At 61.9% G+C, this 11,724-nt stretch carries 7 protein-coding genes and 3 pseudogenes; 6 read left to right on the forward strand and 4 right to left on the reverse strand.

Annotated features, from left to right (window positions below; translation table 11 throughout):
* The first annotated feature begins 187 nt into the window (after nucleotides 1–187).
* From QNJ43_RS03795 to QNJ43_RS03805, 3 genes and pseudogenes are all read left to right on the forward strand, one after another.
* A pseudogene (locus QNJ43_RS03795) lies at nucleotides 188–1,335 on the forward strand (ABC transporter ATP-binding protein).
* Nucleotides 1,336–1,346: 11 nt separating this feature from the next.
* Nucleotides 1,347–2,252 (forward strand): ABC transporter permease subunit, encoded by a 906-nt coding sequence (locus QNJ43_RS03800; RefSeq protein WP_300467498.1) that lies wholly within the window; start codon nucleotides 1,347–1,349, stop codon nucleotides 2,250–2,252.
* A 210-nt stretch (nucleotides 2,253–2,462) separates the two neighbouring features.
* Nucleotides 2,463–3,245 (forward strand): ABC transporter permease, encoded by a 783-nt coding sequence (locus QNJ43_RS03805; RefSeq protein ID WP_300467500.1) that lies wholly within the window; start codon nucleotides 2,463–2,465, stop codon nucleotides 3,243–3,245.
* Nucleotides 3,246–3,855: 610 nt separating this feature from the next.
* Here QNJ43_RS03805 and QNJ43_RS03810 read toward each other — a convergent pair.
* Together QNJ43_RS03810 and QNJ43_RS03815 are read right to left on the reverse strand one after the other, a co-directional pair.
* Nucleotides 3,856–4,176 carry a hypothetical protein gene (locus QNJ43_RS03810; RefSeq protein ID WP_300467502.1) on the reverse strand — a complete coding sequence of 107 codons (321 nt, stop codon included), beginning with the start codon at nucleotides 4,174–4,176 and terminating at the stop codon, nucleotides 3,856–3,858.
* Nucleotides 4,177–4,285: 109 nt separating this feature from the next.
* Entirely contained in the window at nucleotides 4,286–4,732 is a 447-nt protein-coding gene (locus tag QNJ43_RS03815; protein ID WP_300467504.1) for a hypothetical protein, read from the reverse strand.
* Nucleotides 4,733–4,952: 220 nt separating this feature from the next.
* Here QNJ43_RS03815 and QNJ43_RS03820 point away from each other — a divergent pair.
* The 3 genes and pseudogenes from QNJ43_RS03820 (at nucleotide 4,953) to QNJ43_RS03830 (ending at nucleotide 9,472) form a co-directional block, all read left to right on the forward strand.
* Nucleotides 4,953–6,895 (forward strand): annotated as a pseudogene (locus tag QNJ43_RS03820) (acetoacetate--CoA ligase).
* 443 nt (nucleotides 6,896–7,338) lie between these two features.
* Nucleotides 7,339–8,685, forward strand: coding sequence for a diguanylate cyclase (locus QNJ43_RS03825; protein ID WP_300467505.1), 1,347 nt, complete (start codon nucleotides 7,339–7,341; stop codon nucleotides 8,683–8,685).
* Entirely contained in the window at nucleotides 8,675–9,472 is a 798-nt protein-coding gene (locus tag QNJ43_RS03830) for an EAL domain-containing protein (protein WP_300467507.1), read from the forward strand. The genes QNJ43_RS03825 and QNJ43_RS03830 overlap by 11 nt, the downstream gene beginning before the upstream one ends.
* A gap of 51 nt (nucleotides 9,473–9,523) precedes the next feature.
* Here the strand turns inward: QNJ43_RS03830 and ftsH are convergent.
* Nucleotides 9,524–11,292, reverse strand: a pseudogene (ftsH, locus tag QNJ43_RS03835) (ATP-dependent zinc metalloprotease FtsH).
* 184 nt (nucleotides 11,293–11,476) lie between these two features.
* Nucleotides 11,477–11,710, reverse strand: a complete 234-nt coding sequence (locus QNJ43_RS26725) for a hypothetical protein (RefSeq protein ID WP_346432847.1) — start codon at nucleotides 11,708–11,710, stop codon at nucleotides 11,477–11,479.
* Nucleotides 11,711–11,724 lie beyond the last annotated feature (14 nt).

Raw genomic sequence — 11,724 nt, forward strand, 5'->3', positions numbered from 1 at the left:
CTGCCATTCTTTGAGACGGGTTTTCGGCCCTCCTCAGGATGACGTTGTGTGTGTGGATGATCTCATAGAAATTACAACACGATAACGTCATCCTGAGGAACCGCCGAAGGCTGTATTACGAAGGATGGGCAGCTTCACACCACCGGCCCGAAGGATCGAATTCTCGTAGTGCGAGAGGGGTGGGGACTTGGCAAAGAAACCGATCGGTCCGATCAGACGGACCTTTGCGCCGTGGGACGACCCCGAGCAGCGTCTCTTTATCGAATTCAGTGATTTCACCAAGAAGTTCGGGGAACTCACCGCAGTCGACAACCTCAGTCAGACGATCTACGAGCGTGAGTTCTTCGCGCTTCTTGGCGGCTCGGGCTGCGGCAAGACCACTCTCATGCGCATGCTGACCGGTTTCGAGAGGTCGACTTCGGACGAGATCTACCTCGACGGCCAGAATCTGGCAGGCATTCCGCCCTACAGGCGGCCGGTCAACATGATGTTCCAGTCCTATGCGCTCTTTCCGCATATGAGCGTGGAGGCCAATATTGCCTTCGGACTGAAGCAGGACGGTTTTCCGAAGGCTGAGATCGCCGAGCGCGTGGCGGAAATGCTGCGCCTCGTCAGCTGGAGCCTTTCGGCAAGCGCAAGCCGCACCAGTTGTCCGGCGGCCAGCGCCAGCGCGTCGCGCTCGCTCGCTATCTCGCCAAGCGCCCCAAGGTTCTGCTGCTCGACGAGCCGCTTGCCGCCCTCGACAAGAAGCTGCGCGAGGAAACCCAGTTCGAGCTGACCGACCTGCAGATGGAGCTCGGCATGACCTTCCTGATCGTGACCCACGATCAGGAGGAGGCGATGACGGTCGCCGACCGGATCCCGGTCATGGATTCCGGTCATATCGTTCAGGTCGCCACTCCCGCCGAGATCTACGAGAACCCGAACTTCCGGTTCGCCGCCGACTTCATCGGCGACATCAACCTGATCGAGAGCAAGGTGATGGCCAAGAACGGCGAGACGACCCGCCTTCACGCCGACGATTTCGGCATCGATTTCGAGGTCGGCCAAACGACCTCGGCGGAGATCGGCGACACGGTCGCCTTCGGCATCCGGCCGGAAAAGATTGTCGTCTCGCTGGACAGGCTCGAGACGGCGGAATTCGCCGTGGAGGCGGAGATCTGGGATATCGGCTATCTGGGCGATGTCTCCACGCTCCATTGCCGCACCGAGGCCGGGCAGAGCCTGCCCGCCGGTATCGCCAACGTGACGCGGCTGGTGGAACGTCTGCTGACCTGGGATGACAAGGTCTGGATGACCTGGCGCCGCGATGCCGGTGTCATCCTGCGCAACTAGGGGAGGCGGCGATGCGCGGTTTGCTCCAAGGGCTCGGTCGTACACAACTGGCGCAGAAGCTGGGCGGCAGGTGGCTGGTCATTGCCCTCCCCTATGCCTGGCTGCTGTTCTTCTTCCTCATTCCGTTTCTGATCGTCATCAAGATCTCATTCTCGCAGTCGGCGATCTCCATTCCTCCCTATTCGCCGACGATCGACCTGGCCGAAGGTTGGGCGAGCATCCGCGATGCGTTCTCGCAATTCTCCTTCGACAACTACGTCTGGCTGACCGTGTACGATCTCTACTGGAAGTCCTACCTGTCGAGCATCATGATCGCCGGCATCTCGACGGTCATATCGCTCCTGGTCGGCTATCCGCTGGCCTACGGCATGGCGCGCGGGCCTTCCCACTGGCGTGCGACGCTGGTCATGCTGGTGATCTTGCCGTTCTGGACCTCGTTCCTGATCCGCGTCTACGCCTGGATCGGCATCCTGAAGAACGAAGGATTGCTCAACCAGTTTCTGTTGTGGCTGGGCGTCATCGATGAGCCGCTGATCATCCTCAACACCAACTGGGCGGTCTATATCGGCATCGCCTATTCCTATCTGCCCTTCATGGTGCTGCCGCTCTACGCCACGCTGGAAAAGCTCGACATGAGCCTTCTGGAGGCGGTCGAAGACTTGGGCTGCCCGCCGTGGAAGGCGTTCTGGCAGGTCACTCTGCCGCTTTCGCTTCCGGGCATCGCGGCTGGTTGCTTCCTGGTTTTCATCCCGGCGGTGGGCGAATTCGTCATCTCGGACATCCTCGGCGGGTTCGATACACTGATGATCGGCAAGACACTGTGGGTGGAGTTCTTCCGCAACCTCGACTGGCCGGTCGCCTCCGCCGTGGCGGTGATCCTGGTCATTCTGATCGTGCTGTTCCAGAACCAGCAGTAGAAGATGCAGGAGCGCGACGGATGAGGGTGAGTGCTGAGAGGTTCGTGAGGTCGCCACTTGTTCCCTTCTCCCATGGGGAGAGGGCTAAGGTGAGGGGTGTCGGCCTCTCGTGGATACGGAGATCTCTCATCCCCTCACCCGGCACGTTCGCGCCGACCTCTCCCCATGGGAGAGGTGAGGGAGCATGCGGGCGACATGAGGGGGAATTGCATGAATCGCGGTATAAGCTGGTTCAACATCACCTCCATCGTGCTCGGCTTCGCCTTCCTCTACCTGCCGATCGTGATCCTGGTGATCTTCTCCTTCAACGCCTCCAAGTTGGTGACGGTGTGGGGCGGGTTCTCGACCAAGTGGTATGCCGCGTTGCTGCACAATCAGCAGCTTCTGGATGCTGCGTGGGTGACCTTGCGGGTCGGCTTTTCGGCCGCGACCATCGCCACGGTGCTGGGTACGATCGGGGCTCTGGTCATGGCGCGCATGGGGCGCTTTCCGGGCCGGTCGCTGTTTTCCGGCATGGTCTACGTGCCGCTCGTCATGCTCGACGTGATCCTAGGTCTGTCGCTGCTGCTGCTCTTCGTGACGATCAATCAGGACCGCGGTTTCTGGACGGTGATGCTCGCCCACACTACGTTCTGCATGTGCTACGTCACCGTGGTGGTCCAGTCGCGCCTCGTCGGCTTCGACCGTTCCGTGGAAGAGGCGGCGATGGATCTCCGCTGTCCGCCGGTCAAGACCTTCTTCCTCATCACCCTGCCGCTGATCCTGCCCGGCGTTCTTGCGGGCTGGATGCTGTCCTTCACCCTGTTGCTGGATGATCTGATTATCGCCAGCTTCACCACGGGACCGGGCGCAACCACCTTGCCGATGAAGATTTATTCGCAGGTCCGCCTCGGCGTGACGCCGGAAATCAACGCGGTGTGCACGATCTTGGTGGGGCTGGTGACGGTTGGCGTGGTGACAGCCTCGATCACCACCAAACGCCGCGAGATCTGACGCCAGCGCGACGAACGCCTGGCGGCCCCATCGTCGTAAGTGCGTCGGCGGCTCAGCTCTTCCGAGGCGGCGGTGTCGGCCGATGCGGTCACGCGTCCCTTGGCCGAGGCAGCGAGGTCTCCGACGGTCAGGCCTGATGCGGAGAGATTGAGAGAGCCTTGCGCCGTCCCCGCAATCGGCCGCGTTTTCCAGGCATCGAGCGGCAACGTGCTGAGGTCTATGTCGTGCGCGGTGAGATCGCTGGTTACCGAAACCGTCTTGGCGGGGCTGTCGTCCTGATCGCCGCTGTGCTCGGTGGTCGTCGCAAGACGTGCGGTGATGCGGCCGCCGTAAAGCACGGCCTCTCCGATCTCCAGCGCCATGTTCCCGCCTCGGATGAGGAAGGAGGCGGCCGTGCGCCCGATGCGCGCTGCTCCGATCCGGACCTGGCGGACGGAAAGCTGCACGTCGATATCGGCCGCCGCCATCTCCGCCACGGGGATCTCGAAGCCGCTCATCTTCTCAAGATCCGCGCCATGCAGCCATTCGGAGAAGTCGCCGGAAAGATCGAGCTTCTCGAAGTCGAGCGTTCCCTGGACGGAGGGTCGCTTGCCGCGCCAGTCGAGTGCGATCAACCCGTTGCCCACGTTGCCGTCGAGCTCACGTTGGTGCGGTCGAGAACCACCCCGTCCGCATTGGCGCGCGCTTCGCATTCCAGCGAGAAGGGCCCGAGCGTTGCGCCTTCGCCGGGATCCCGTCCCGTCCAGGCGAGCAACCGGCGCAGGTTCGGCGCCACGATCGAGGCCTGTCCGTTCGCCTGCAGATTGCCCGACCCCAGCAGCACGCCCTCGAAATCGGCGCGAAGCGGCGTGGAGATGAGCGACAGGTTGAGCGTTCCCTCGCCGGAACCGGAGAAGACGGCCGTGTCGGAAAGCCTGGCGCGCAACTCCACCGGCTCCTCGTGCCAGATGAAGGAGGCTGACAGTGCCGCCTCGCCGTGTGCCTCCGGCCAGGACAGCGTTCCGTTGATCCGCGAAATGCGTTCCTCGCTATCGCCCGGCTCAAGAATGGTGACACTGCCGTCTTCGATGCGCAGATTGTTTGGTGGCGAACGGCCATTGGGACGGGTTACGTCGCAGGTTGGTTACCGCGAACACTGACGAGCCCGCATCGGCGACGATTTCGGGTTTGCGCAGCAGGAACCGCGACAGCACGATCTGGCCCTTGAGGAGCGGCAACCACTTGATTTCCGCTTCCACGGCGTCGAAATGGGCGGTCATTTCCTGGGCGGCGTTACGCGCTGGCACACCCGGCAGCACCATCGACAGACCGGCGGAGAAGGTGACGTGCGGGCGGCCTTCGACCTCCACTTCCGTGCCCAGCCAGTCCGACAGGATGGCGGCGATGCGGTCCTTGGCGAGTTCCGTGGACACCAGCAGCGGCAGTGCCGCGAAAAAGGCGGCGATGACCAGGACTGCGAGACTGGCGGCAATCAGCCAGCGTTTCATCGGTTTTCCCTGCAATCGCGCGAGATTACGCCATGACGGCGGCATAGGAAGTCTCGGGCGCTATCGCAAGCGATTTGTTGCGCGGTTACACGCTTGTCCGCTTTATTTGACAATGCTAATCGGAACGCATTGTGCACACATGAGAGACCTGTCTGCTCCGGCGGTCCCTGCGGGCCGACCTTGACCAGCGTCAGGTTGAGCCGGCGCTGGAGGGGATCGCATGAATCAGAACGAGCCGCTGTGGGCTCCGACGCCGGAGCGCGTCGAAGCATCCACTATCCACAAGTTCATCGCCTTTGTCGAAGAGCGCGGCGCGCCGAAGCTCGCCGACTATGATGCCTTGCACGCCTGGTCTGTGGCGGAATCCGGCGCATTCTGGGATGCGGTCTGGGATTTTTGTGTCGTTATCGGCGAAAAGGGCGAGCGGCTTGTGGAAAATGTCGAGGCCATACCGGGAGCGGTGTTCTTTCCCGACGCAAAGCTCAATTTCGTGGAAAATCTGCTGCGCAAGAGCGGGCCGGAGGGTGCCCTCGTCTTTCGCGGCGAGGACAAGGTGGAGCGCCGCCTGTCATGGGACGAACTGCACGCCCTCGTCTCGCGCTTGCAGCAGGCGCTGAAGGCGGCGGGTGTCGGTATCGGCGACCGGGTTGCCGGCATGATGCCCAACATGCCCGGGACTATCGCCGCGATGCTGGCCGCCACCTCGCTCGGAGCCATCCGGTCGTCGTGTTCGCCCGATTTCGGCACCCGCGGCGTGCTCGACCGGTTCGGCCAGATCGAGCCGAAGGTCTTCGTCGCCTGCGACGGCTACTGGTACAACGGCGAGCGCATCGAGATCGCCGGGAAACTGGCGGAAATCGTGCCTGGTCTGCCCACACTCGAGGCTGCTGTCATCGTGCCGTATATGGGCGAGGCGGAAACGGTCGCGGCCAGTCTGCCGAAAGTCGTTGCGCTCGATGATTTCCTGGCGCCGTTCAAGGCTCTTCCCGTCACCTTCGAGCGGCTGGAAATGACCCATCCGCTCTACATCCTATTTCCTCCGGCACGACCGGCATTCCCAAATGCATCGTCCATTGCGCGTGCGGTATGCTGTTGCAGCATCTGAAGGCACATCGCTTCCACTGCGATCTTGCCCCCGGCGACCGGCTTTTCTACTTCACCACCTGTGGTTGGATGATGTGGAATTGGCTGGTGATGGGCCTTGCCAGCGAACTCACGCTGCTGCTCTTCGACGGCTCGCCCTTCGCTCCCGGCCCCTCGGTGCCGTTTGATTACGCGCAAGACGAGCGCATGACCCTGTTCGGCACGTCGGCAAAGTTCATCGACGCGCTGAGCAAGGAAGGGCTGCGACCCATGGAGACGCACGATCTCTCCACCGTGCGCACCTTCACCTCGACCGGCTCACCGCTTGCCCCGGAAAGCTTCGGCTACGTCTATGAAGCCATCAAGCCGGGTGTCCATCTGACCTTCATGTCCGGGGGAACGGACACCGCCGCCTGTTTCGTGCTCGGTATCCCGACGAAGCCCGTTTGGACCGACGAGATCCTGGGCCCCGGCCTCGGTATGGCGACGGACGTGTGGGACGACGACGGCAAGCCGGTGAGGGGAGAAAAGGGCGAACTGATCTTCACCCGACCCTTTCCCTCCATGCCGGTGATGTTCTGGAACGACGAGGACGGCAGCAAGTACCATGGCGCCTATTTCGAGCGCTTCGACAATGTCTGGTGCCACGGCGACTTCGCCGAATGGACAGAGCACGGTGGCATGATCATCCACGGTCGGTCCGATGCGACGCTCAATCCCGGCGGCGTGCGCATCGGCACGGCGGAGATCTTCAACCAGGTGGAGCAGATGCCGGAGGTGATCAAGTTCCTCGCCATCGGCCAATCCTGGGACAACGACGTGCGCGTCGTTCTCTTCGTCAAGCTCGCCGAGGATCATCTGGTGCTGGACGAGGCGCTCGAGAAATCGATCAAGGCCCGCATCCGGTCCGGCGCATCTCCGCGCCTCGTGTCTGCCCGCATCGTCGCCGTCGACGACATTCCGCGCACCAAATCCGGCAAGATCTCCGAGCTCGCGATGCGCGACGTGGTGCACGGTCGCGAGGTCAAGAACCAGGAAGCGCTCGATCTTTTCCGCGACCTGCCGCAACTGGGGCGATAGGCGGAAACCTCTCGGCTCCGGGCCTGTGGTGTCCGGAGCCGGCCGGCGTTGTTTCCTGCCATGTTACACGCCCGCATGAAACGTTCCGCCCCGTCCGCTAAACGTCCCAAATGCACGCTATTTCGGGATGCGCGGGTCGCGGATTTCTGTGATCTTCGGTGCGGTGAGGACAGGGAATTATGTCATAAATACTTATAAAAATCGATATTTTCATTATTATATTAACGGCTTGTAAACCCGCCTTTCAGTATAAACCCGCATTATAAATACGAGTGATTCTGACCCTTGGTGCGACGGAAATGGCACATTCTCTCGTATCTGTTAGTGCTGTTCTACAGGGGTAAGGGTATGGCGGGGTGATGACGTGCGCGACTAGTCTTCGCAGGTTTCTTGCGTTGTTATGGTTTCGTCGTATCAGCGTTAGCCTGCGTGCACGCTTCATCATGCTCGTCGTCGGGCTGTTCGCCGGGTTGACGGTCACCATGATTGTGGCCACGAGCTATCTCGATCTGCGTGAGGAAGACAAGAAGTCGATCGACAATGCCGCCACGGTGGCAACCACCGTCGCCCGCCTCGCCACTACAAATCTCATCAGCCGCAACTACCTGACGCTCGAACGGGAACTGGAGAGCATCGCCGCCGATCCGATGGTCCATCGGGTGCGGGTCTTCGATGCCGTTCACCACATCAATGTCGACGGCGCTTTCGCCTCCTCCTTCATCGACGATATGGTTCCGCCGATCGCCACGGCCACGGTTCTTGAATCCGGTCTCCGCGATGTCCAGCTGACGGACGACATGGTGGAGATCACCATGCCGATTACCTCCGGCGACGATGGCCCTCCGCTTGGCGTCGCTTTCGTTGCCTTCGTTCGACCGGATGTCTTCAAGGTCGTAAACGGTATATGGCAGAGCAGCGCTCTCATCGCGGCCTTTCTGATCGCCGGGGCGATGCCGCTCACCTTCTATTTCGGCAGCGGGTTCCTGCACCCCGTCCGGCATCTGACGTGGATCGCCCATCGGGTCAGCACCGGTGATTTCGATGCGCCCTTTCCGGTGGAACGCAGGGACGAGATCGGCGTGCTGGCTCGCGCCTATTGCGAGATGGTGCGCACCATTCGAAGTAACATGGAGCGCATTTATCAACTTGCCTTCGTCGACAGCGTCACCGGGCTGTGCAATCGCGAGTGCTTTCGAAACGAGATGGAGCGTGCGGTCGCGGCAGCCGAGCGCGAGAAGGCGATCTTCGCCGTCCTGTTCATCGATCTCGACCGCTTCAAGCTGGTCAACGACACGTACGGCCACGATACCGGCGACAAGCTCCTTGCAGCCGTCGCCATGTGCCTCAGCAAGGCAGTGTGCGGGGAAGACTGCGATATCGGAGATTGCGTGCGCAAGAGTTCCGCGGCTCATTCGGCCTCCTCGTCGGCATCCGCAAGGGATAAGGCCCGGCCGCTGACCATGCCGGAGGCCCCGATCATCGCGCGTCTGGGCGGCGATGAATTCGCCGTCTTCGTACCCGAATGCCGAACCCAGGCGGAGGCGGCACGGGTGGGGGACGCCGCTTTGATGTCCGTTCGCAACACCGGAGCGGTCGACGGCATTCCCTTTGTGCTCGATGCCTGCATCGGCATTGCCCTTTATCCGCGCGACGGCCGCACCTACACGGTCTTGCTGAAGAACGCCGATATCGCCATGTACGCCGCCAAGCAGATCGGCGGCACGGGATGCTCCTTCTACAATGCCGAGGTTGACCGCGCGGCCGCCGACCGGGTGTGGCTTGGAGGCTGAACTTCAGCAGGCGATCGAGCGTGACGAGCTGGTGCTGCACTATCAGCCGCAGGTCGGTGCGGGCTCAGGTGTGCTCGTGGGCGTGGAGGCGCTGATCCGCTGGCGGCAACCCGAGCGCGGCCTGATCGGGCCGGGAGCTTTCATCGGAGTGGCGGAGGAGACGGGGCAGATCGTCGAGATCGGCCGCTGGGTGCTGCGCAAGGCCTGCGAGCAATGCGTGGTCTGGCATGCCGACGGTCTCGACCTGCGCATGGCGGTCAACATCTCGCTGGCCCAGTTCCGCGATCCGGAAGGCTTTGCCGGAATGGTCATGTCGGCGGTGGAAGATGCCGGGCTCCCGCCCGCGCTTCTGGAAATGGAAGTGACCGAATCCATGGCAATGCGGGATGCGGCGGAGGTCTCGCGGATCATCGATTCGCTGCGCGAGGCGGGCATCCGCTTTGCCATCGACGATTCCGGCACCGGTTACTCCAGCCTGGTCCAACTGACGCGGCTTCCCTTCGACATTTTCAAGATCGATCGCAACTTCACCGCAGGTATCGGGACCGATCAAAGCGCTGAGGTCATCGTCCAGACGATCCTCGCCATGACCAAGAGCCTTGATTACGAGACCGTGGTCGAAGGCGTGGAAACCTACGAGCAACTGACCTTCCTGAAGAGCCACGGTTGCACCATGGCGCAAGGCTTCCTGGTGGGAGAGCCGGTGCCGCGCGAGGCGATGGAAGTCTGGATGAGTGTCCTGCGCCACGGCGACATCGTCATCTGCGACTACGACAATCTCGACTAGGGCAAGCCTCCCCGGGATACGAGACGGTAGGCCGCCGGTGACGTCTTGCGGTCAGGCGGAAGGCGCGGAGCGCTTTTCGATCGGCAGGATCGCCGGGAAATCTTCTTTGGTCAGAGATTCCTTGTCCAGCAACAGGTTCGCCCCCGCGTCCAGATCGCTGCGATGCTCGTTCAGGATATCGATGGCGCGCTGAAAGGCGGCCTCGACGCGTGCCCGGACCGCAAGGTCGATCTCGCGCGTGGTCTCTTCCGCGATCTCGCGTTGTTCGATCATCGGTTGGCCGAACTGGCTCTGGCGTGGGGCGAGATAGACCCGGTTGCCCAGTTCCTCGTCCATGCCGTAGCGCGCTACCATTTCGCGCGCGATATCCGTTGCGCGCTGCAGGTCATCGGACGTTCCGGTGGAAATCTCGCCGAACACGATCTTCTCTGCTGCCCGCCCGCCCATCAGCACTACCATGCGTGCATCCAGATTGGCGACTGTCATCAGGAAACGTTCCTCGGTCGGGCGCTGCATGGTGTAGCCGAGCGCACCCACCCCGCGCGGGATGATCGACACCTTGTGAACCGGATTGACCCCCTTGAGGTTCGCCGCCACAAGTTCGTGCCCCATCTCGTGATGGGCAACGCGCGTGCGCTCGTCCGGCGACAGCACCCGGCTCTTCTTCTCTATACCGGCCACGACGCGTTCCATGGCCTGCGTGAAGTCGTCCATCGTCACCGAGGATTCTCCGCGCTGGGTCGCCAGAAGCGCGGCCTCGTTGATGAGCCCGGCGAGATCGGCTCCGGAAAATCCGGCGGTTATCTGCGCCACCTGATCGAGGTCTACGTCCTCGTCCGGTTTGATGTTGCGGATATGCACGTCGAGGATCTGACGTCGTTCCACGCGGTCCGGCCGGTCGACCAGCACCTGACGATCGAACCGTCCCGCACGCGTCAATGCCGGATCGAGGATCTCCGGCCGGTTCGTCGCCGCCAGCAGGATGATGCTGGAGGAGGGATTGAAACCACCGAGCTCCGACAGAAGCTGGTTCAGCGTCTGCTCCTTCTCGTCGCTGCCGCCCGTCGGATTGGCGATGCGCGAACGGCCCAGCGCATCAAGCTCGTCAATGAAGACGATGGCCGGCGCCTTCTTGCGCACCTGTTCGAACAGGTCGCGCACGCGCGCAGCGCCCACGAACATCTCCACGAATTCGGAACCCGAGATGGAGAAGAACGGCACCCCGGCCTCGCCCGCCACCGCGCGCCAGCAGCGTTTGCCGGTGCCCGGAGGTCCAACCAGCAGCGTGCCCTTGGGTTCGTGCGCGCCGAGGCGGCCGTATTCCTTCGGGTTCTTCAGAAAGGCCACCACTTCCTGCAATTCGCGCTTGGCCTCGTCCACGCCCGCCACGTCGTCGAAGGTCACCCGGATGTCCTTCTCCACATAGACCTTGGCCTTGGACTTGCTGACCGTCACGAAGCCGCCGAGCCCGCCCTGGTTCTTGGCGATGCGTCGAAACACGAACATCCAGACGGCGAAGAAGAAGACGAGCGGCAAGATTCACGAAAGAGATCGGATAGAAATGTGTTCGTCACCACTCCGCGATAAGTGACGTTGTACTTGTCGAGAAGCTGGGAGATGTCCTTGTCGACGCGCACCGTCACGAAGCGATGGCGATCGTTGTCTTTGGGCTTCTTGTAAGTGCCCTCGATCGTGTTCTCGTTGACCCAGATTTTGGCGACCTGGCCCTGCTGCAGCAATTGCTCGAACTGTGAATAGGGAACTTGCTCGACCGTCTTGTAGCTCACCCACCATGACTGGAAGAGGAAGAACCGGAGCATCGCGGCGAGCGCGTACCAGATGTTGAACTGGGTCTGCTTGTTGGGGCGGGCCAAGGGCAAACTCCTTGAGCGTCGGGCGGGCGGGACGTGGACGCGCCGGGAACGGTGACAATAGAATTTACAATAGGTGTTGATCGAGGCGATTTCACCTCACCAGCGACAATTTGACTATGCTTTTCTGCGCTTAAGCCGAGGCTCTCCGCCTGCCTGAGGGCCGATTTCTTTCCGAACTCGTGCGTGCCAGCACCACGATCGGGATCAGTCCGGCAAGCACGATGGCAAGCGCGGACAGCGCCGCATCCTCGAAGACCTCGTGCGAGACGGTCGTCGACAACGTCTCGAAATTGAAGGGGCGCAGCAGGATGGTGGCGGGCAGCTCTTTCATGCAATCGACGAAGACCAGAAGCGCGACCGACAACAGGGCGGGACGGA

It is taken from the genome of Breoghania sp. (assembly GCF_030066895.1).
Lineage (GTDB): Bacteria > Pseudomonadota > Alphaproteobacteria > Rhizobiales > Stappiaceae > Breoghania.

Coding starts and splice junctions, on each gene's coding strand:
- QNJ43_RS03800 (WP_300467498.1), top strand. CDS start 1,347: ATGCGCGGTTTGCTCCAAGGGCTCGGTCGTACACAACTGGCGCAGAAG.
- QNJ43_RS03805 (WP_300467500.1), top strand. CDS start 2,463: ATGAATCGCGGTATAAGCTGGTTCAACATCACCTCCATCGTGCTCGGC.
- QNJ43_RS03815 (WP_300467504.1), bottom strand. CDS start 4,732: ATGAAACGCTGGCTGATTGCCGCCAGTCTCGCAGTCCTGGTCATCGCC.
- QNJ43_RS03825 (WP_300467505.1), top strand. CDS start 7,339: ATGCTCGTCGTCGGGCTGTTCGCCGGGTTGACGGTCACCATGATTGTG.